Source organism: Bradyrhizobium sp. UFLA06-06 (genome assembly GCF_054820065.1).
On the sequence record NZ_JADFUD010000002.1, the window covers coordinates 213838 to 235579 of the forward strand.

19 protein-coding genes are annotated in these 21742 nt (G+C 64.8%); 6 read left to right on the plus strand and 13 right to left on the minus strand.

Going from position 1 to position 21742, the window contains the following annotated elements:
• Positions 1-11: 11 nt before the first annotated feature.
• Positions 12-1289 (plus strand): beta-ketoacyl-ACP synthase, encoded by a 1278-nt coding sequence (locus IF803_RS02830; RefSeq protein ID WP_028344597.1) that lies wholly within the window; start codon positions 12-14, stop codon positions 1287-1289.
• Between the two features lie 17 nt (positions 1290-1306).
• Positions 1307-2242 (plus strand): lipid A biosynthesis lauroyl acyltransferase, encoded by a 936-nt coding sequence (locus IF803_RS02835; protein WP_304499746.1) that lies wholly within the window; start codon positions 1307-1309, stop codon positions 2240-2242.
• Positions 2243-2386: 144 nt separating this feature from the next.
• Here IF803_RS02835 and IF803_RS02840 read toward each other — a convergent pair whose 3' ends face one another.
• From IF803_RS02840 to IF803_RS02870, 7 genes are all read right to left on the minus strand, one after another.
• Complete coding sequence (locus tag IF803_RS02840; RefSeq protein ID WP_461191195.1) at positions 2387-3496, minus strand: polyamine ABC transporter substrate-binding protein; 1110 nt, start codon at positions 3494-3496, stop codon at positions 2387-2389.
• 6 nt (positions 3497-3502) lie between these two features.
• Positions 3503-4672, minus strand: coding sequence for an aminotransferase (locus IF803_RS02845; protein WP_461191196.1), 1170 nt, complete (start codon positions 4670-4672; stop codon positions 3503-3505).
• A gap of 9 nt (positions 4673-4681) precedes the next feature.
• Positions 4682-5011 carry a rhodanese-like domain-containing protein gene (locus IF803_RS02850; protein WP_016848419.1) on the minus strand — a complete coding sequence of 110 codons (330 nt, stop codon included), beginning with the start codon at positions 5009-5011 and terminating at the stop codon, positions 4682-4684.
• 136 nt (positions 5012-5147) lie between these two features.
• A complete protein-coding gene (locus tag IF803_RS02855) occupies positions 5148-7073 on the minus strand; it encodes a potassium transporter Kup (protein ID WP_461191197.1) in 1926 nt (641 codons plus the stop codon).
• A gap of 151 nt (positions 7074-7224) precedes the next feature.
• Positions 7225-9123 (minus strand): potassium transporter Kup, encoded by a 1899-nt coding sequence (locus IF803_RS02860; RefSeq protein WP_304499742.1) that lies wholly within the window; start codon positions 9121-9123, stop codon positions 7225-7227.
• A gap of 112 nt (positions 9124-9235) precedes the next feature.
• Positions 9236-10066, minus strand: a complete 831-nt coding sequence (locus tag IF803_RS02865) for an OmpA/MotB family protein (protein WP_016848417.1) — start codon at positions 10064-10066, stop codon at positions 9236-9238.
• A 28-nt stretch (positions 10067-10094) separates the two neighbouring features.
• Positions 10095-10868 (minus strand): motility protein A, encoded by a 774-nt coding sequence (locus IF803_RS02870; RefSeq protein WP_016848416.1) that lies wholly within the window; start codon positions 10866-10868, stop codon positions 10095-10097.
• Positions 10869-11242: 374 nt separating this feature from the next.
• Here IF803_RS02870 and IF803_RS02875 point away from each other — a divergent pair, with 374 nt between their 5' ends.
• Both IF803_RS02875 and IF803_RS02880 read left to right on the plus strand, forming a co-directional pair.
• Positions 11243-12223 carry an NADPH:quinone oxidoreductase family protein gene (locus IF803_RS02875; RefSeq protein ID WP_461191198.1) on the plus strand — a complete coding sequence of 327 codons (981 nt, stop codon included), beginning with the start codon at positions 11243-11245 and terminating at the stop codon, positions 12221-12223.
• A gap of 853 nt (positions 12224-13076) precedes the next feature.
• Positions 13077-13265: a hypothetical protein gene (locus tag IF803_RS02880; RefSeq protein WP_304500269.1), complete on the plus strand. Its 189-nt coding sequence runs from the start codon at positions 13077-13079 to the stop codon at positions 13263-13265.
• Positions 13266-13271: 6 nt separating this feature from the next.
• Here the strand turns inward: IF803_RS02880 and IF803_RS02885 are convergent, their stop codons facing one another.
• Entirely contained in the window at positions 13272-13643 is a 372-nt protein-coding gene (locus IF803_RS02885) for an avidin/streptavidin family protein (RefSeq protein ID WP_461191199.1), read from the minus strand.
• 337 nt (positions 13644-13980) lie between these two features.
• Here IF803_RS02885 and IF803_RS02890 point away from each other — a divergent pair, with 337 nt between their 5' ends.
• Positions 13981-14214: a hypothetical protein gene (locus tag IF803_RS02890; RefSeq protein ID WP_028334283.1), complete on the plus strand. Its 234-nt coding sequence runs from the start codon at positions 13981-13983 to the stop codon at positions 14212-14214.
• Positions 14215-14234: 20 nt separating this feature from the next.
• Here IF803_RS02890 and IF803_RS02895 read toward each other — a convergent pair whose 3' ends face one another.
• From IF803_RS02895 to IF803_RS02905, 3 genes are all read right to left on the minus strand, one after another.
• Positions 14235-15506, minus strand: coding sequence for an NAD(P)/FAD-dependent oxidoreductase (locus IF803_RS02895; protein WP_461191200.1), 1272 nt, complete (start codon positions 15504-15506; stop codon positions 14235-14237).
• Positions 15506-17164, minus strand: coding sequence for a thiamine pyrophosphate-binding protein (locus IF803_RS02900; protein ID WP_461191201.1), 1659 nt, complete (start codon positions 17162-17164; stop codon positions 15506-15508). Before IF803_RS02900 ends, IF803_RS02895 begins: the two co-directional genes overlap by 1 nt.
• Before the next feature lie 155 nt (positions 17165-17319).
• The gene (locus tag IF803_RS02905) at positions 17320-17487 is read right to left on the minus strand and encodes a hypothetical protein (protein WP_461191202.1); all 168 of its coding nucleotides are present in this window, start codon (positions 17485-17487) and stop codon (positions 17320-17322) included.
• Between the two features lie 566 nt (positions 17488-18053).
• Here IF803_RS02905 and IF803_RS02910 point away from each other — a divergent pair.
• Positions 18054-19544, plus strand: coding sequence for a methyl-accepting chemotaxis protein (locus IF803_RS02910; protein ID WP_461191203.1), 1491 nt, complete (start codon positions 18054-18056; stop codon positions 19542-19544).
• Positions 19545-19687: 143 nt separating this feature from the next.
• On the opposite strand, the gene IF803_RS02915 is transcribed toward IF803_RS02910, so the two are convergent.
• Positions 19688-20833 (minus strand): acyl-CoA dehydrogenase family protein, encoded by a 1146-nt coding sequence (locus IF803_RS02915; RefSeq protein WP_057019698.1) that lies wholly within the window; start codon positions 20831-20833, stop codon positions 19688-19690.
• 79 nt (positions 20834-20912) lie between these two features.
• Complete coding sequence (locus tag IF803_RS02920) at positions 20913-21740, minus strand: SDR family NAD(P)-dependent oxidoreductase (protein WP_461191204.1); 828 nt, start codon at positions 21738-21740, stop codon at positions 20913-20915.
• Positions 21741-21742 lie beyond the last annotated feature (2 nt).

The window sequence follows — 21742 nt, forward strand, 5'->3', positions numbered from 1 at the left end:
ACGGGGACACCATGACAGCACCACGCGATAAATTCGGCCGACCGATCGTCGTCGTGACCGGCATGGGAATCGTGACGTCGCTCGGCGGCGGCAAGACCGACAATTGGAAGCGCCTCACCGCGGGTGAGTCCGGCATCAAGACCGTGACACGCTTCCCGCTCGACAGTATGAAGACGACGATGGCCGGCGCCGTCGATTTCGTCACCGTCGACCCGTTCTCCTCGACCAGCCTGTCGCAGCGTCTGGCAGAGATCGCGACCGAGGAAGCGCTCGAGCAAGCCGGCATCGGCAGCAAGGGCGACTTTCCCGGCCCGCTGTTTCTGGCAGTCGCCCCGATCGAGACCGAGTGGCCGCAGCGGCTCGAAGTCGCGCGCGAGGTTCCAACCAAGGACTTTGGAATCATCGAATACCTGGCGACCTGCAGCGGCGGGAAGTTCGCGCACTTTCACCGGCGCTTCACCTTCGGCTCCGTCGCGCTCAACCTCGCCGAGACCTTCGGCACCAAAGGGTCCCCGATTTCGCTGTCGACGGCTTGCGCGTCCGGTGCGACCGCGATCCAGCTTGGCGTCGAGGCGATCCGCCGCGGCGAAACCGATGCGACGCTGTGCGTCGCAACCGACGGCTCGGTGAACCCGGAAGCCATGGTGCGCTTCTCGCTGCTGTCGGCTCTCTCCACCCAGAACGATCCGCCGCAGGCCGCCTCGAAACCGTTCTCGAAGAACCGCGACGGCTTCGTGATGGCCGAAGGCGCCGGCGCGCTGGTGCTCGAGAGCTACGAGGCCGCGATGGCCCGCGGCGCGCGCATCCTCGGCGTCGTCGCCGGCTGCGGCGAGCTCACCGATTCCTTCCATCGCACCCGCTCGGCCCCGGACGGCAAGCCGGCGATCGGCTGCGTGCGCAAGACACTCGCCGATGCTGGAATGGAGCCCGAGCAAATCGATCACATCAACGCGCACGGGACCTCGACGCCGGAAAACGACAAGATGGAGTATCTTGCGACGTCGGCCGTGTTTGGCGAACACACCAAAAACATTCCGGTGTCGTCGAACAAGTCGATGGTCGGCCACACCATCTCGGCCGCCGGTGCAGTCGAGGCGATCTTCTCGCTGCTCACGCTCGAGCATCAGCGGATTCCGCCGACGATCAACTACGAGGTGCCTGATCCCGCGATCCCGTTCGACGTAGTCGGCAACAAGGCGCGCGATGCCAAGGTGACCGCCGTGATGTCGAACTCGTTCGGGTTCGGCGGGCAGAACGCCTCACTGATCCTGACGCGCGAGCCGGCCTAGCGCCCTCGCGTCATCAGATGAAACGCCTGCTCCTTCGCACCAGGGCGCACCTGCGTGACGCCGCGAAGCCCGTGACCGACGCGGCGATCGGCGGGCTGACGATCGGCCTGCTGCGTACAACGCGCTATTTCGATCCCGAGAAGACCGCAAGGTTCTTCGGCCGCGCCGCCCATTTCATCGGCCGCCGGCTGCGCGAGGATCGCATCGGCCGCGAGAACCTCAAGGCCGCCTTCCCGGAAAAGTCACCGGAGGAGATCGAGGAGATCCTGACGGGCGTCTGGCACAACCTCGGACGCATCGGCGCTGAATTCGCGCACATCGACCGCATCTGGGACCACGATCCCCAGAATCCCGACAAGCCGGGTCGCGTCGAATTCTCGGCGCGCAGCAAGCAGCTGTTCGACCAGTTGCGCGACGACGGCAAGCCGGCACTGTTCTTCGCCGCACATCTCGGCAACTGGGAGCTCTCTCCAATTGCCGCCGCAGCGCATGGGCTCGACGCCACCATCCTGTTTCGGCGGCCGAACATCGAAGCCGCCGACCGCGCCATCGAGCGCATCCGCGCAGTCAACCTGGGCACATTGGTCCCGGCCGGCCGCGACGCGCCGCTCAAGCTGGCGCAGGCGCTGAAGAACGGCCAGCACGTCGCGATGCTGGTCGATCAGTATTTGACCAACGGCGTTCCCGTCACCTTCTTCGGCCGCAAGACCACGGCGAATCCGCTGCTGGCGCGCCTGCGCCGGCAGATCGATTGCCCGATCCACGGCACGCGGATCATCCGCCTGCCCGACGGCCGCTTCCGCGGCGAGGTCACCGAGGAAATCAAGCCGGTGTTCGACGCATCCGGCCAGATCGATATCCAGGGCACGATGCAGGCGATCACCGACGTCGTCGAGGGCTGGGTCCGCGAATATCCGGATCAGTGGCTCTGGCTGCACCGGCGCTGGCGGTAGGCTGGCAGCCCTACCTCGTCATTGCGAGGAGCGAAGCGACGAAGCAATCCATGCTTCAGCAGGTGCGACGCGATGGATTGCTTCGCGGAGCCTGTCGTCGGGCGCGCGTTCGCGCGACCCGTTGGCTCGCAATGACTGATAAACCTATTTCCCGGTCTTCACCCTCGTCCACAGCCGGTTGATGATCCGCTGCGTCGCCGGATCGCGCGCGGTGATCACGAACAGCTTCTTCTGCATCGCTTCGTCGGGATAGATGTTCTTGTCGGCGAAGATCTTCGGATCGATCAGCTTCTGGCTCGCCAGATTGCCGTTGGCGTAGGACAGGAAGTTCGAGTTCTTCGCCGCGACCTCGGGACGGTACAAGTAGTTGATCAGCTCATAGGCCTCGGCGACGTTCTTCGCATCCGACGGAATCGCCAGATTGTCGAAGAACATCTGCGCGCCCTCCTTCGGGATCGTGTAACCGATCTCGACGCCGGTGTTGGCTTCCGCCGCCCGGCTGCGCGCCTGCATGATGTCGCCCGACCATCCGACCACGAAGCAGATTTCGCCCGAGGCCAGCGCGCTGAGATATTCGGACGAGTGGAATTTGCGCACATAGGGCCGGATCTTGATGACGAGATCGGCGGCCTTCTCGAGGTCAGCCTGCTTGGTCGAGTTCGGATCGAGGCCGAGATAGCTCAGCGCCGCCGGCAGGATGTCGTCCGCGGAATCCAGCATGTGGATGCCGCAATCCTTGAACTTGGCGAGGTTCTCCGGCTTGAACACCATGTCCCAGCTGTCGATCTTCGCGTCGGGACCGAGAATCTTCTCCGCGATCTTGACGTTGTAGCCGATGCCGGTGGTGCCCCACATGTAGTTGGCGCCGTAGCTATTGCCGGGATCGTAAGTCGCAAGCTGCTCCGTCACCACGGGCCATGCATTGGCGAGGTTCGGCAGCTTCGACTTGTCGAGCTTGAGGAACACCTTCGCGGTGATCTGGCGCTGCAGGAAGTAGCCGGTCGGCACCACGACGTCATAGCCCGACTTGCCGGCGAGCAGCCGCGTCTCCAGCGTCTCGTTGGCGTCGAACGTATCGTAGACGACCTTGATGCCGGTTTCCTTGGTGAAGTCCTCGAGGACTCCCGGCGCCATGTAGTTCGACCAGTTGTAGAAGTTGACCGTGCGCTCCTCGGCGTCGGCGGAGGCCGAGAGCAGCAGGACCGTCGCGACCACGCCGACGAAGCTGACGAGACGACGGTTCTGCTCTCGCATTCTGGCCTACCTCTTGCGGCGGTGGACGGCGTCCGACAACCGCTCCAACGCGGCATCGAGCGTCGCGTCTTTCTTGGCGAAGCAAAAACGCACGACCGACGTCACCGCATCCTGCTCGTAGAACGCCGAGACCGGGATCGCCGCAACCTTGTAGTCCTGCACGATCCGCCAGCAGAACTCGGCATCGGTCTCGTTGAGCCCGAGCGGCGACAGGTCCACGGTGAGGAAGTAGGTCCCCTGCGACTTCAGCACCGGAAAGCCGATGCTCTCCAATCCCTTGGTCAGGCGGTCACGGCTCCGCGCCATGTCCTTGCGCATGTCGAGGAAATAGTCGTCGGGCTTGCCGAGGCCATATGCCACCGCCGCCTGCAAATTGGGGGCCGTCGTGAAGGTGAGGAACTGGTGCACCTTCGCAGCGACGCGCAGCAGCGGCGGCGCGGCGCAGACGAAGCCGATCTTCCATCCGGTCAGCGAGAAGATCTTGCCGGCGCTGCCGACCTTGATGGTGCGGTCGCGCATGCCCGGGATCGTGATCAGCGGGATGTGCTCGCGGCCGTCGAACACCACGTGTTCCCAGACCTCGTCGCAGATCGCGACCACGTCGAATTCCTGGCAGAACCGCGCCAGCAGTTCGAGGTCCTCGCGCGGATAGACCACCGCCGCCGGATTGAGCGGATTGTTGAACAGCACCGCCTTGGTCTTGTGGTTGAAGACGCTGCGCAGCATCTCCTCGCTCAGCCGCCACTCCGGCGGTTCGAGCCGCAGCAGCCGCGGAATGCCGCCGGCCTGGCGGATGATCGGCAGATAGGAATCATAGACCGGCTGGAAGCACACCACCTCGTCACCGGGCTCGACCACGGAGAGGATCGAGGAGGTCAGCGCCTCGGTGCCGCCGGAGGTGACCATCACCTCGGTCATCGGATCGAGCTTGAGCCCGTGCCAGTGGCCGTAATGCGATGCGATCGCCTGACGGAGCTCCGGGATGCCCATCATCGACGGATATTGATTATAGCCGTTGATCGAGGCGTCCGCGGCGGCGCGGCGGATGTCCTCCGGACCGGGATCGTCGGGAAAGCCCTGGCCGAGATTGATGGCGTTGTTGTCGCGCGCGGCCTGCGACATCGCCTCGAAGATGGTGACGGGAAGGTCCGCGAAGACCTTGTTCATGGAGGTCATGTCAGGGGATCAGCCGCCGGTCTTGGTCGGCAGTCCCGCCGCCTTCCAGCCGATGATGCCGCCCGCCAGGTGCTTGTCATAGGGCAGGCCCGCGGCCTGGGCGGCCAGCGAGGCCGTCACGGAGCGCTTGCCGGAGCGGCAGGCGAACACCACCTGCTTGCCCTGCGGATCGGGAATCGCCGCCGGGTCGAACGTCGACAGCGGCACCACGACGCCATCGGGATAGGCCTCGACGGCGACCTCGTTCGGCTCACGGACGTCGACCAGCAGATAGCGGCCTTCCGCTATGCCCTTCGACACCTCGTCCGGAAACAAATCTTCCACCTTGTGGTCCGCCACGGAAATATCCTCCCGATATCAGCTTGGCGAGCGTCGCGCGGCCCGCCGTTCCGGGCCGCAAAGTCGCCTCTTGCGCGGAGAAAATCAAGCGTCCGAAACGGGTTAGATGCCACGCCGAAACGCTGGTTCGCAGACCCTAAATCGTGACCTGCGTGCCGACCTCGACCACCCGCCCTGTCGGGATCTGGAAATAGTCGGTGGCGTCGTTCGAGGAGCGGCTCAGCGCGATGAACAGATGGTCCTGCCAGCTCGGCATGCCCGAATGCGCCGCCGGCTTCAGCGCACGGCGGGACAGGAAGAACGAGGTCGACATGATGTCGAACTGCCAACCGAGCTTGCGGGCGATCGCCAGCGTCTTCGGCACGTTAGGTTGCTCCATGAAGCCGAACTTCAGCGTCACCTTGGAGAAGGTCTCGCTCAGCTGCTCCATCCGCACCCGCTCGGACGGATCGATGCGCGGCGTCGGCGCCGTCTCGATGGTCAGGATGACGTTCTTCTCGTGCAGCACCTTGTAGTGCTTGAGGCTGTGCATCAGCGCGGTCGGCGCGCTGACGGGGTCGCTGGTCAGGAACACCGCGGTGCCGGTGACGCGCTGCGGCGGCCGCTTCTCCAGCATCGCGACGAGATCGGCGAGCGGGAATTCCAGCTTGCGCGACTTCTCGAACAACAGCCGGCTGCCGCGCCGCCAAGTGTACATCACCACGATCATCGCGCCGCCAAGCGCGAGCGGCACCCAGCCGCCCTCGAACACCTTGAGCAGGTTGGCGGCAAGGAAGGTGATGTCCAGGAACAGGAACGGCGCGACCAGCGCGGCGGCCGCAATCGGCGACCAGCGCCAGACCTTCCAGATCACGACAAAACCCATCATCGCCGTCACCACCATGGTGCCGGTCACCGAGATGCCGTAGGCCGAGGCCAGCGCGCTCGACGAGCGGAACATCAGCACCAGCACGATGACCGCGATGAACAGGAAGCGGTTGATACGCGGCATGTAGATCTGCCCGGAATGCGCTTCCGAGGTGTGGCGGATCTCGAACCGGGGCAACAGGCCGAGCTGGATCGCCTGCCGCGTCAGCGAATACGCGCCGGTGATGACGGCCTGGCTCGCGATCACGGTCGCCATGGTCGCCAGCGCGACCATGGGGATCAGGGCCCAGTCCGGGAACATCAGGAAGAACGGGTTCTCGATGCCCTTGGGATTGCCGATCAAGAGCGCGCCCTGCCCCAGATAGTTCAGCGCCAGCGACGGCAGCACGATGAACAGCCACGCGGTCTGGATCGGGCGTTTGCCGAAATGGCCGAGGTCGGCATAGAGCGCCTCGGCGCCGGTCACGGCGAGGAAGACCGCACCGAGCGTGATGAAGCCGATCACGCCGTGATGCAGCATGAACGACACCGCGAGGATCGGATTGAGCGCGTACAGCACTTCGGGATGCCGCACGATCTGCGGCAGCGCCGCGACCGCGATCAGGGCGAACCACACGCACATCACCGGCCCGAAGAAGGCCGCGACGCGCGCGGTGCCGCGCGACTGCACCGCGAACAGCACGACCAGGATCACCACCGTGAGCGGGACGACATAGGGATCGAATGTCGAGGTGACGAGCTTAATGCCTTCGATTGCCGACAGCACCGAGAGCGCCGGCGTGATGACGGCGTCGCCATAGAACAGCGCGCCACTGATGATGCCGAGCAGCACGATCGCGGCGCCGCCCTTGGTCGCCGCGCGCTGCGCCAGCGCCATCAGCGCCAGCGTGCCGCCCTCGCCATTGTTGTCGGCGCGCAGCAGGATCACGACGTATTTCAGCGTGACGACGATGATCAGCGCCCAGAGGATCAGCGAGAGCACGCCGAGCACCGCATGCGCCGTCACCGCGCCCTCGCCGCCGGCGGCCGCCGCGACGGCTTCGCGCAGCGCGTAGAGCGGGCTGGTGCCGATGTCGCCATAGACGACACCGATGCTGCCGAGCATCAGGGCCTTGAAGGTGGCGGTGGAATGCGCCTCGCCATTGCCGTTTGCCGCCGGCGTTTCCGCCGCGGTGATCGCACTCTCGGATGACATGGGGAAGCTGTGCCTCTGTCTTCTGCCGCACCGCACAATGCCGGGTCGCAGGGCTATACTCCCGGCAGGAATGCATAGGTTAGCCCGGATTCAGGCCTCCGCCATGCACATCACGCATGGATCACGGTTGATATCAGAATCCTGCGCCCGATCAGATAGTTACCTGGGTACCCACTTCAACCACCCGGCCGGTCGGGATCTGGAAATAGTCGGTGGCATCATTGGCGGACCGGCTCATCGCGATGAACAGATGGTCCTGCCATTGCGGCATCCCGGACTGGGCCGACGGCTTCAGCGAGCGGCGCGACACGAAGAACGAGGTCGCCATGATGTCGAACTGCCAGCCGAGCTTGCGCGCGACCGCCAGCGCCTTCGGCACGTTCGGCGATTCCATGTAGCCGAAGCGCAGGCGCACCGCGGTGAACTTGTCGCTCACCTTCTCCATGGTGACGCGCTCGGACAGATCGACGCGCGGCGTCGGTGCGGTCTCGATGGTCAGGATCACATTGTGCTCGTGCAGCACCTTGTTGTGCTTGAGATTGTGCAGCAGCGCGGTCGGCACGAAACTGGGATCGCTGGTCAGGAACACCGCGGTGCCCTTGACGATATGCGGCGGCCGCTTCTCCAGACTGTGGATCAGGTCGCGCAGCGGCACCTCGATGCGTCGGGTCTTGGCGACCAGGATGGCGGCGCCGCGGCGCCAGGTCCAGATCATCGTCGCCATGACGGCGCCGAACAGCAGCGGCACCCAGGCGCCCTCGAACAGCTTCAGGAGATTGGCGCTGAAGAAGGTCATGTCGACGATCACGAACGGCAGGATCAACGCCGCCGCCGACGCCACGCGCCAGTTCCACAGCTTCCAGATCACGATGAAGCCCATGATGCCGTCGGCGACCATGGTGGTGGAGACGGCGATGCCATAGGCCGACGCAAGCCCGCTCGAGGTGCGGAACAGCAGCACCAGCAGCAGTACGCCGATCAACAGCAGCCGGTTGACCCGCGGCAGATAGATCTGGCCGGCATGAGTCTCCGAGGTGTAGCGGACCTCGAAGCGCGGCAAGAGCCCGAGCTGCACCGCCTGGCTGATCAGCGAATAGGCGCCGGTGATGACCGCCTGGCTCGCGATCACCGTCGCGGCGGTGGCGAGCCCGACCAGCGGCAGCAGCAGCACGTCGGGCACCATGCGGTAGAACGAGTTCTCGATCGCGCTGGGATCGGACAGCACCAGCGCGCCCTGCCCGAAATAGTTCAGCAGCAGTGAGGGCAGCACGAAGAACAGCCAGCCGGACTGGATCGGCTTGCGGCCGAAATGCCCGAGATCGGCATACAGCGCCTCGCCGCCGGTCACCGCGAGGAACACCGCGCCCAACGTCACCAGGCCGATGGTGCCGTGGGTCAGCATGAACTGGAGCGCGTAATAGGGATTGATCGCCGCCAGCACCGACGGGTCGTCCATGATGTGGACGAGCCCCATCACCGCCAGCGAGGCGAACCACACCACCATCACCGGACCGAAGGCGGAAGCGACGCGCGCGGTACCAGAACTCTGCACCGAGAACAGCACGACCAGGATCAGGATCGTCAGCGGCACCACATAGTGCTCGAGATGCGGGGTGGCGAGCTTGAGGCCTTCGACCGCCGACAGCACCGAGATCGCCGGCGTGATCATGGAATCGCCGATGAACATCGAGGCGCCGACCACGCCGAGCGCGAGCAGCGGCCAGCTGCGCCGACCGATCGCGCGCTGGCCGAGCGCCATCAGCGAGAGCGTGCCGCCCTCGCCATTGTTGTCGGCGCGCAGCAGCAGCAGCACGTATTTCGCGGTGACGACGGTGAACAGCGCCCACAGGATCAGGCTGAGCACGCCCAGCACCATGATGCGGGTGACCGGCTGGCCGTGCGCGGCGCCGCCGACCGCCTCGCGGAATGCGTAGAGCGGCGAAGTTCCGATGTCGCCGAACACCACCCCGATGCTGCCGAGTGTCAGGGCCCAGAAGCTGGAGGTGGGTTGCCCTTCCTGAGCTTCGGTAGATGAGACGCTGACAGCCATGGCGAGGTTGGAACGCCCGATCGGTTGATTTGATCCGCGCGGCTATCGACGCTTCCGCTCCGCGTGTCAACCGCGCAACAATGGTAGTTGACGGTAGTATGGTAACCCAGAGCTACGGCTTCAGATCCGGCGGCAGTGGCGGATTTTCGCGCATCAAGGTGATGGTCACGCGACGGTTGGCCGGCAGCGTCGGATCGTCGGGAAACAGCGGCTGGCCGTCGGCCTTGCCGGAAACCGCGAAAATATGCGACGGCGGCAGCCCTTCCCGCTCCAGGATCTGCCGCACCGCGTTGGCGCGGTCCGCGGACAGGTCGAAGCCGTCATAATCGCTGCGCGCCGGCACGAAGCCTGCGGCCGTATGCCCCACGATCGCGACCCGCAGCGGCGTCGCCTTCAGCGGCGCGGCCAGCTTCTGGATCAGCCGGCGGGTGCGGTCATACGGCTCCCTTGAACCGTCGGCGAACATCGAGCGGCCGTCCTGGTCGACGATCTCGAGGTTGAGCCCCTCCTTGGTCTCCTCGAACATGATGTTCTTGGAGATCTCGGTCAGCTCCGGCATGTCCTGCAGCGCCTGGCGGAGCGAGGCCGAGGCGAGCGCGAATTCGCGGTCGATCTTCAGCCGCGCGCCGTTGATCTGGCTGCGCTCCTTCTCGTCCGGCGTCGGATTGGCCGAAGAGTCCTCCGGCGAAATGTGCTCGACGTTCTTCAGCTTCGGCCGGGTCGGCAGGCCGTCGGATTCGACGATGCCGGAATAGCGCACATTGGTCTGCACACCGAAGGCATCGCGCATCGAGCCGGCGACGATCTTCAGCTTGTTGTTGTCCATGGTGGAGAACGCGACGAGCATCACGAAGAAGCTCATCATCAGGCCCATCAGGTCGGCGAAGGTCACGAACCAGCCGTGACCTCCGGTATGGGCGTCGCCGCGCTTTTTCTTGGCCATCGCTGCGTTTCCCGAAAGCGCGGTCCGGTCAGGCCGGAACCGGCTCGCCTTCCTCCTGGCGATGCTTCTCCGGCAGATAGGCCAGCAGCATCTCGCGCACCAGCGCGGGGCTCTTGGAGTCGCGGATCATCAGGATGCCGTCGATGATCAGCGTGCGGTTGGTCTCCTCGTCGAGCAGCTTGCCATGCAGCTTGTCGGCGATCGGCAGGCAGAACAAATTGGCGACCAGCGCGCCGTACAGCGTCGCGAGCAGCGCGGTCGCCATGAACGGGCCGAGCTTGGAGGGGTCGGTCATGTTGGCGAACATCTGCACCATGCCGATCAGCGTGCCGATCATGCCGAACGCCGGCGCGCAGTCGCCGATCGCGCGATAGATCTTGCTGCCCTCGTCGAGGTGCATCAGGAAGTTGTCGCGGTCGCGTTCCATGTTGTCGCGGATGAATTCGAGGTCGTAACCGTCGGCGACGTAGCGGATGCCCTTGGCGAGGAACGGCTCATCGGTCTCGACTTTTTCCAGGCCGACCGGCCCCTGCTTGCGGGCGATCTCGGCGATGCGGGCGAGTTCGTCGACGAGGTCGCGGGCCGACAGCCGGCTCATGGTGAAGGCGAATTTGGCGCCGAGCGGCAGGCCGTGCAGCATCACGCCGAGCGGAAAACGGATCATCGTCGCTGCGATCGAGCCGCCGAAGATGATGATCATGGCGTGTTCGGAGATGAACATGTGCAGGTCGCCGCCCATGAACATCATCACCGCGATGACGATGATGCCAGCCAACAGCCCGGCGCCAGTCATGATATCCATAGGAGACTCCAACGCGTACGCAACCTGCCCGTCCTGGACGGCGCGCAGCCCAAGGCGGGCCGCGTGGAAAACCCTAACGTTAACGCGATTAAGGACGCGTTACCGAATTTGGTAGGGATAACAACGGGTAAACGCCGGTCTTTTCGCGATGTCGTTGAAGATGCTGGCTTTCCGCAAGCGAGCCTGCCGTCGCATGCACAAAACCCCTCCCCGTAGAACAACGGACATGGGATAGGATTGCCGGAAGCGTTTTCGCACAAGCTGGCTACCGGCTCGCGTGAAGAGAACGCGTCAACACAAGAAACCAGGGCCCCGTTCCGATTCAATCGGAACGGAAAAGGCCCGCGAGGAAACCAACCAATGAGCAGGACAGGATGAAGGCGGTCGTCGTCGAGCAATACGCACCCATCGATCAGATCGGGCTGAGGGAGATCGGCACCCCCGAACCCGGCCCCGGACAGATCCGCGTCCGGGTCCACGCCGCGAGCATCGGCTTCGTCGATGGGCTGAAGGTCGGGGGCCGCTATCAGACCAAGGATGCGCTGCCCTTCACGCCGGGCGCGGAATTCGCCGGTGTGGTCGATGCGGTCGCGGGCGACGTCGCCGACATCGCGCCGGGCATGCGGGTGATGGGCGCGGCGCGCTCGGGCGCGCTGGCCGAGCATATCGTGGTGCCGCCCGACGCCGTCGAGATCATGCCCGACGGACTGTCGATGGAGGCCGCCGCGGCCTTTCGCACCAATTACCTCACCGCGCTCTATGCACTCGGCGAACGCGGCTCGCTCAAGGCCGGCGAGCAACTGCTGGTGCTCGGCGCCGCCGGCGGCACCGGCATCGCCGCCATTCAAGTCGGCAAGCTGCTCGGCGCGCGTGTCGTCGCTGCGGCCTCGACGGAGGAGAAGCGCCACTTCGCCGCAAGCTTCGGTGCCGACGCGGTCGTCGACTACACGAGGCCCGACTGGCGCGACGCGCTGAAGGACGCGACCGGCGGCCATGGCCCCGACGTGATCTTCGATCCGGTCGGCGGCGAGGTCTCGCTGCAGGCGTTCCGCTCGATCGCCTGGAACGGCCGCCATGTCGTGGTCGGCTTCGCGGCCGGCAGCATCCCCGCTTTGCCGTTCAATCTGCCGCTCCTGAAGGGCGGCCTCCTGATCGGCGTCGACGCCGCCCAGATCGCGCGCCGCGAGCCCGAAGCGCAGGCGCGCGTGATGACGCAATTGTCGGCATGGCTGAACGATGGCCGGCTGACGCCCGTGGTCGGCAAGGTGTTCGCGTTCGAGGACTTTCGCGCGGCCTTCACCACGATGCAGACCCGCGCCGCGCTCGGCAAGATGGTGGTGCGGATCGGATCGTGAGAGAGGCAGCGCTATCGCCTCATCCTCGCTGTCGTCCCGGCGAAAGCAGGGACCCATAACCACAAGCGCTGATTGGTGTGCTTCGCTGGAATGACGAGCTCTGTTCACGACATCCGCCGCGGCGTATGGGTCCCTGCTTTCGCAGGGACGACACTGAATGTGTGGCGCGGTCTGTTAGTCAAACAACCGCATTCTCGCGACATGAACCGTCCGAGCTTTGCTTTTCGTTTCGCCGCTCTGGAAGCAGAGGGCGCAGGGAAAGCCGGGTGCCGATCGCACCCATGGGTCCCGCGTAATAAAAAACGCGGGAGGTAGGACCACAGGTGTAACCGGAAACAACCCGGCTTTCCCTGCGCGATGGGTTACGGCTTATACGTGCTCTCCCCGGTGAGACTGGGCTTGTTTGTCACCGTCTTCACAACGCGCACCGCGCAATGCGAAAAGACACCTGCCGCTAGGGCGTCAGGACCACACGATTTCGCCGTCCGCCTCACATGCATGTCGTCGCGCACATGCTCGGCGTCCACCGCATCCCACGCCGCGTTCGTGACGATCGCGAAGCGCCCCTCGATCGGGTGAGACGGATGTATTGAACATCTGAGTTGGGTCATCTGTCAAGTTAAATTCTGAAAAGCCGAACGAATTGATTGAGCCCACAGACTAACGAATGACGAGCAGCAAGCTGCGGGAGGGCGCCGACCTCCTGGAGAAGCCGGTCTCGCAAGCCAAGCTCGACTTGAGGATCGGAATGATACGCGACCGTCGCCAAGGTTCGCGAAAAGTATCACAGGTTATTGTTGCGGGGTTCTGTGCCGCCTTAGCGTTGCGGAATACGGCATTCGGGGACGAAAAAATGCAGGACATGCTCACGCATCTCGAAAAGCTTCGCCGCGACGCGGCGGAGTGTGCGTTGATCCGCGATCTGGCGACTGACTTGCGCAAGCGCGAGCTGTTCAGCAAGCTCGCCGAACATCTCACGGCCCTTGCCACCGAGGTGGAGGAGACCATCAACGCAGCACGCAAGGAGGACCAAGTCATCTAGCGAAGCCTACGTCGTCCGTTCGAACGTATCGACATTTGTCGTGACAGCTCGCCACCAGTTCACGGACTTCAGGGCCGCCGCTTCACCCTCTCGGGCCGCGACCAGCGCCTTGTCCGACACGACAAACCACGCCGTTTCGATTTTTTGATGTCGAAGCAAGCCGGTATAGGAGACCACACGATCGCCAGTCGCCGACGAACCGACCGACGAAAATCCGATGCAATTGCCTTGGTGGACGCCGACGATCGCGACCGTCTGGCCGTAGAAGCCGCTATCGGCCAGCGCAGTTCGAAACGTCCCCTCGATGCGGCCATTGGCTTCGCTGGTGATCTCGACGATCGAACCGTATTGGTTCTTCCACCTGCCGACCCACGTCATCTCGTCCTCCCGATGCCGCACACCGCGGCCACGAATGCGCAGACAACTTTCCCAGAAAATCGACGTTCCGAACGTCGCCCAGGTCCTGGGAGGGCGTGGCAATTTGCAGGATGGAACCAACGTCGCAACGGCGCATTGTCATTTCACCCATCGGTTGACAGGTAATATGCCGCTAGTATCGGTAGACGTGCCGATCCTGTAGCATTGCTGGTTCGCCGAGGAGCCTATTCGCCGCAATGTGTTGTATTTCAGGATTCTTTGTCTTGGCACTTTTTGCACATCGAGCATCGAGCACGACGTCGCGATCGCGCGGGCGGATTACCACCAAAGAGGCGCGATGAAGACCGACAAGGCCATCTGGTACGTCTCGTTCGCCATGCGAAATCCTGACGCCGGACATCACCGCTTCGCGCGCCAGACCCGTACCTTCACGACCGAGCAGGATGCCAAGGCGTTTGCGCGCACGTTGCTCGTCCAGACGCAGGACGTCAGCGCCGGAACGATCAATCCGCACATACCGAGACGCGTGATCGCGCCGGCCGCGATCACGGCCTGGGCCGGCGACAGCTGAGGCTTCGCCGCCGTTGCTTCCTACAGAAAGCGTGAGGGCGCAAACGGGGCGAGCGGAATCTCCGGCACCTTGCCGCTCAGGAGTTGCGCGACCAGCCGGCCGGTGCGGGCCGATCCGACCAGGCCGACATGGCCGTGGCCGAAGGCGTAAACCACGTCGCGCGTCGCACGGGCATAACCGATGCAGGGGCGCCCGTCGGGCATGCTCGGCCGATGGCCGAACCAGGTCTTGATCCGCGATGGCGGAATATCCCTCGGCAGCTTCGGGAACATGCTGAAGAGATGCTCGCGCAGGATTTCGGCGCGCTTCCAGTTCGGCGCGGCGTCAAGCCCCGCGATCTCCACCGTACCGGCGGCGCGCAGGCCCTTGTCGGTCCAGTTGACAACCATCTTGGCATCGGAGGCCATCATTGAATTGCGCGGGCCGGATTCCGGATTCTCGATCATGACGTGATAGCCGCGCTCGGTCTCCAGCGGCAGCGGATCGCCGATCGAGGCGGTCAGTTGCCTGGAGCGCGCGCCCGCGGCGACGACAGCCGCGTCGCAGGCGATCTCGCCGCTCTCGGTGACCACGGCGACCAGCCTGTTGCCGGCAAGCCTGAGGCCCGTGGCCTTGGCGGCGACGCGCTCGGCGCCATTCGCGATGGCGTGGGCGGCGAGCGCCGCGACATAGGCGCCGGGATCGCGGCAGCGTCCCGCCTCCTCCACCACGACGCCGAATTTGTAGCGCGGATGCAGATCGGGCTCGCGCTGGCGCATCTCGTCTTCATCGAGCTCCAGCCATTCGATGCCGACGCGCTTGCGGATGCGCCAGCCGAGATCGCGATCGAACGGCGCGCGTGAGGGAAACACATGCATCACCCCGCGCCGCTCGATCAATTCGCCGACGCCCGCTTCCTCGGCGAGCTGCCGGTGCAGCAGCGGCGCATCCTTCAACAGATCGCGCATCGCCCGCGCGGTGGCCTCGACCTGCGCCTCGGTCCGGCTCGATAGCAGATACTTGACCAGCCAGGGCAAGGCCTTCGGCAGGTACGACCAGCGGATCGCCAGCGGCCCGAGCGGATCCATCAGATAACCCGGCACCTTCTTCCAGGTGCCCGGCTCGGCCGGCGGGATCACCGAATGCGACGACAGCCAACCGGCATTGCCGTAGCTCGCCGCCTGCGTGCCGCCGGGCTCGCCCGGATCGATCAAGGTGACGCTGTGGCCCTCGCGCAGCGCCTCGATGGCGCTGATCACGCCGACCGCGCCGGCCCCGATGATCGCGACCCGACGGCCGGTGGACTCAGGCATCAGTTCGCAGCCTGCACGAAGTCTTTACCGACCGACAGCGCGCGCTGATCGACCAGGCAGTGCAGGATCGCGGGCTTGCCGGAGGCCAGCGCGCGCTCGAACGCGGGCGCGAAGTCTTCGGTGCGCTCGACCCGCTCGCCATGGCCGCCGAACGCCTTGGCATAAAGCGCGAAGTCCGGGTTCTTGAGCTGGGTGCCGACGACGCGGCCCGGATAGTCGCGCTCCTGATGCATGCGGATGGTGCCGTATTGCGCGTTGTCGATGACGACGACGATCAGCGGCGCGTCGTATTGCACGGCGGTGGCGAACTCCTGCCCGTTCATCAGGAAGCAGCCGTCGCCGGCGAACGCCACAACGACCCGGTCCGGATGATGCCGCTTGGCCATCACAGCCGCCGGCACGCCGTAGCCCATCGAGCCTGAGGTCGGCGCAAGCTGCGCGGCGAAAGCGTGGAAGCGATGGTGGCGGTGAATCCAGCCGGCATAATTGCCGGCGCCGTTGCAGACGATGGCATCCTTCGGCAGGCGATCGCGCAGCCAGGTCACGACCTCGCCATACTGGAAGCTGCCCGGCAGCTCGCGCGGCCTGTCGGTCCAGGCGAGGTAATCCGCGTGCGCCTTGGCCGCCTCACCCTTCCAGACGGGTGCGGCTGCGGGCTTCATGGTCTCGACCGCGGCGGCGAAGGCTGCGGGCGTCGCCTGGATCGCCAATGCCGGCTGGTAGACGCGGCCGAGCTCTTCGGCGCCGGGATGGACATGGATCAGCTGCTGGCTCGGCACCGGAATGTCGAGCAGCGTGTAGGACGAGGACGGCATTTCCGACATGCGGCCGCCGATCAACAGAATGACATCGGCGCCGGTGATGCGATCCCTGAGCTTCGGGCTCGGGCCGATGCCGAGATCGCCGGCATAATGCGAGTGATCGGCGTCGAACAGCGAGGCGCGGCGGAACGAGGTTGTAACCGGCAGGTCGAAGCGCTCGGCGAAGCGCGCGATGCCCTTGGCGGCCTCCGCGGTCCAGGCCGAGCCGCCGAGTACCACGATCGGCGCCTTGGCGCCGGCGAGCATGGTGCCGAGGCGTTCGAGATCCGACGGTGCCGGCCAGGTCGCCGCAGGCTCGACCTTCGGCGCGTCGGCGACCGCTGCGGTCTCCGTAAGCATGTTCTCCGGCAGCGAGATCACCACCGGACCGGGCCGGCCCTGCAGCGCGACGCGGAAGGCACGCGCGACCAGTTCCGGAATGCGATCCGGACGATCGATCTCGACCGCCCATTTCGCCATGGTGCCGAACACCGCCTTGTAGTCGAGTTCCTGGAACGCCTCGCGCTCGCGCATGCCGGTGTCGACCTGGCCGACGAACAGGATCATCGGGGTGGAGTCCTGCATCGCGATGTGCACGCCATGGGCGGCATTGGTCGAGCCCGGGCCGCGGGTGACGAAGCAGATGCCCGGACGTCCCGTCAGCTTGCCGTAGGCCTCCGCCATCATCGCGGCGCCGCCCTCGGCGCGGCAGATCACGACGTCGATCGGGCTGTCGTGCAAGGCGTCGAGCGCCGCCAGATAGCTCTCGCCTGGCACGCAGGTGACGCGCTCCACGCCTTGCGCGACCAGCTGGTCGATCAGGATCTGGCCTCCGGTGCGGGCATTGCTTTTGGTCATGAGGGCTCCCTGCAAGTACTGGCGCGCGTTTGAGCTTCGCGCGGATCGTGGTCCCACGGGGTATGATAGACGGAAATGGGGTGCAAGGCCGAAGCTGCGTCTCGCGGGCGTAGCGGCGCCAAGCCATGCGGTAGGCAATGGGCAACGCTGTTTCGTCATCGATTTCCGCAGAGCGGACGATCGCCGGCGGGATTGAAGCCGCCGGCCGGCCAGCAACGCAGGCCACCGTCGGCCGGGTCCAGGGCGATCTCGTCGCGCTCAAGCGGGACCGATGTCACGACGCCGGTCTGCAGCCTCGATCGGGTCTCGCGCGGCGTGATCAACCTGTGCGCGCTTCTTTCAATAACACCCCCATCGACGATGCGACTACCTCGCGATCATCGCGAGGCGCCGACCGTCACAGAGCGCAGGCGGAACAATGCTCGCACGCCACATCGCCAGGACCGACAGCGCGCGGCCGTCGAGACGATTGAGTCAAGAGCTCTCCGCTGCGCACGATGGCGTGGCACAACCTGCATAAGCCAACGCGTCATGTGCACGATAACAATCATTCGGAGCGCACGCGTCTGCTTCCGTAAGACTACGGTGCAGCGATCGGTCGCTTCGCATCTTCGCCGCAGGATCGCAAGGATTTCACGGCAAATCGCGGTGTTGCGCGACGTTTTCGATTACGCTCATCGCGAGCATCGCGCGTTCGATCTTGCGCGAGCGCATGCGGCGCATTGCACGCCCTTCTTGATGGAACTCGAATCGCCTACCGTTCCACGCAGTCAGAAATTGTAAATCGTATAGCGCACCTGCGTGGGGCCCGCGGTGGAAGGCATTCCGCTGCCGATCAGGTGCACCGTTTCAATTCACCAAGATCATTATCAAGGCTGGAGGGCAATGCATGTTGGGGATGAAGAGCGTCGCAAGCGTCGTCGGCTCGGACAGTTCGTACCGGCTGTTCGACGACATGCCGATCAGTGTCATGCTCTGCGAGCTGGACAATTTCAAAATCACCTACATCAACGAGTCGACGCGACAGAACCTGAAGAAGATCGAGCATGTCCTGCCGGTGAAGGTCGACGCGCTGATCGGGCAATCGATCGATATCTTTCACAAGAATCCGCAGCATCAGCGCCGGCTGCTGTCCGACCCGAAGAACCTGCCGCACAGGGCGCGCATCACCATCGGCGGCGAGACGCTCGATCTCACCGTGACGGCCATGACCAATTCGCGCGGCCGCTACACCGGCCCGATGCTGACCTGGGAGCTCGCGACCGAGAAGGCGCGGCTTGAAACCCAGACCGAGCGGCTGTTGCAGATGCTCGACAACATGCCGATCAACATCATGATGTGCGATACCGATTTCAATATCACCTACATCAACCAGACCAGCCTCAAGACGCTCGACACCGTGAAGCACCTGCTTCCGGTGGCGCCGGACAAGATCCTCGGCAACTCGTTCGACATCTTCCACAAGAACCCGGCGCACCAGCGGCGCATCGTCGGCGATCCCAAGAACCTGCCGCATGCGGCCAAGATCAAGCTCGGTCCGGAAACGCTCGACCTGCGGGTCTCCGGGCTGACCGACAAGCGCGGCAACTACACCGGCGCGATGCTGAGCTGGTCGGTCGTGACAGGCAATGTGAAGCTGGCCGACGATTTCGAGAAGGACGTGAAGGGGCTTGCCGGGATGCTGGCGTCGGCCTCGACGCAAATGCAGGGCACGGCGCGATCGCTGACGACGACCGCCGAATTCGTCAATCAGCGCTCGGCGAGCGCGGCGTCCGCGTCCGAGGAGCTGTCGTCCTCGGTCAACGAGATCAGCCGCCAGGTGGCCGAGGCGAGCCGCATCGCCCGCATGGCGGTCGACGAAGCCGAGAAGTCCGACAAGCTGGTCGCGGGCCTCGTGACCATGGCGCAAAAGATCGGCGACGTCGTCGCGCTGATCAGCCAGATCGCCGGCCAGACCAACCTGCTTGCGCTCAACGCAACGATCGAGTCCGCGCGCGCCGGCGAGGCCGGACGCGGCTTCGCCGTCGTCGCCTCCGAGGTGAAGGCGCTGGCCAACCAGACCGCCAAGGCCACGGAAGACATTTCGGCGCAGATCAACGAGATGCAGGCCGCGACCGGCAACACCGCCACGGCGCTGAAGGCGATTTCGCAGGTCATCGTCCAGATCAGCGAGATCTCGACCGTGATCGCCAGCGCCGTCGAGGAACAGGCCGCGGCCACCAAGGAGGTCACCGCAAACATCAACGGCACGACCAAGGCGATCGACGATGCCAGCAAGGCCGCCGAGAACGTGCTGGCGGCCTCCGGAGAGCTCGCCAGCAACGCCTCCGAGCTGGAAGTTCAGGTCGACAAGTTCCTCAAGAACGTGCGCGCGATGTAGCGGCGCGCGAAGGACATGAGCGCGCACTCACCTCTCCGCGTCATTCCGGGGCGATGCGCGAGCATCGAACCCGGAATCTCGAAGTTGCGGCTCGAGATTCCGGGTTCATGCTTCGCATGCCCCGGAATGACGGCGAAGAAGTTTCAAAGCGAGCGCGCGATCAGGAGCTTCATGATCTCGTTGGTGCCGCCATAGATCTTCTGGATCCGGGAATCGATGAACATGCGCGAGATCGGATATTCCTGCATGTAGCCGTAGCCGCCATGTAGCTGCAGGCATTCGTCGGCGGTCTCGACCTGCTTCTGCGAGCACCACCATTTCGCCATCGACGCCGTCACGGTGTCGAGGTCGCCGGCGACTAGGCGCTCGACGCACCAATCGACGAACACGCGGGCAATCATCGCCTCGGTCTTGCGCTCGGCGAGCTTGAAGGCGGTGTTCTGGAATTCGAGCAGCGGCTTGCCGAACGCGGTGCGTTCCTTGGTGTATTCGGCGGTGATCCTGACCGCGCGCTCCATCGAGGCGACCGCGCCGATCGCGAGCGACAGCCGCTCCTGCGGCAATTGCTGCATCAGCTGCACGAAGCCGTTGCCCTCCTCGGCGCCGAGCAGGTTTTCCGGCGGCACCGTGACGTTATCGAAGAACAGCTCCGACGTGTCTGATGCGTGCAGCCCGATCTTGTCGAGGTTGCGCCCGCGCCGGTAGCCCTCGGCGCCTGCGGTTTCGACGACAATCAACGAGATGCCCTTGGCGCCCGGAGCCCCGGTCCGCGCCACCACGATGACGAGATCGGCGGCTTGGCCGTTGGTGATAAATGTCTTCTGGCCGTTGATGACGTAGGAATTGCCCTGCTTCTTCGCCGTGGTCTTGACCGCCTGCAGATCCGAGCCGGTGCCGGGCTCGGTCATCGCGATGGCGCCGACCATCTCGCCCGACGCCATCTTCGGCAGCCAGCGCTTCTTCTGCTCCTCCGAGCCATAGTTGACGATGTAATGCGCGACGATCGCGCTGTGCACGGAGACGCCGGTGGTCAGCTCCGGCACCGTGCTCTCGAGGTCATCGAGCACGGCGGCGTCATAGGCGAAGCTGGCCCCTAAGCCGCCATAGGCCTCGGGCACGCTCGGCAGCAACGCGCCCATTTCGCCGAGCGCGCGCCAGGCCGAGCGGTCGACCAGCTTCTGCTCGCGCCATTTTTCGGCGTGCGGCGCCAGATCCTTGGCGAGGAATTTGCGGAACTGGTCACGGAAGGTGTCCAGCTCCTCGGTCATCCAGGACGATCGGTAGTGCATTCTGCCCTCGCTACGCATTCTTTCTTTGACGCGTTTTCTTGACGCGAACCGGTACCCACTTCGCTTGAAAACGCTCTCGTCAAATCAGCAGACCGCCGCCGGCGACGATCACCTGACCACTGATGTAGTTCGATTCCGGAGCGCAGAACAGATAGACCGCATCGGCCGCCTCCTCCGGCGTGCCGCCGCGGCCGAGCGGGATCATGCGGCCCATCGCCTCCAGCATCTGCGGCTGGACGCCGACCTTGATGTCGCGGCCGGCGACGTCGATGGTCTTCTGCTGGCTCTCGATCGGCTGGGTCAGGCGGGTGTTGATCAGGCCGAACGCGACGCAATTGACGTTGACCTTGTAGCGGCCCCACTCCTTGCACATCGTGCGCGTCAGCCCGATCAGCGAAGCTTTGGCGGACGAATAGCTCGCCTGCCCGGCATTGCCGTAGAGGCCCGCGATCGAGGAGATGTTGACGACCTTGCGGAACACCTCGCGGCCCGCCTCGGCCTCCCTCTTCGCCATCACCCGGATCGGCTCCGACGCCGCGCGCATGATGCGGAACGGTGCGACCAGATGGACGTCGAGCATCGCCTGGAACTGCTCGTCGGTCATCTTCTGGATCGTCGAGTCCCAGGTGTAGCCGGCATTGTTGACGATGATGTCGAGACCGCCGAACCGATCGATCGCGCGGCCTACGAAGCGATCGGCAAAGCCGGCTTCGGTCACGCTGCCGTTGACCGCGATCGCCTCACCGCCCATGGCCTTGATCTCGGCGACGATCGCATCGCCCGGCTCGGCATCGAGGTCGTTGACCACGACCCGCGCGCCCTCGCTGGCGAGCTTCAACGCGATCGCGCGCCCGATGCCGCGGCCGGAGCCTGAGACGAGCGCGACTTTGTCTTGCAGTTTCGACATGA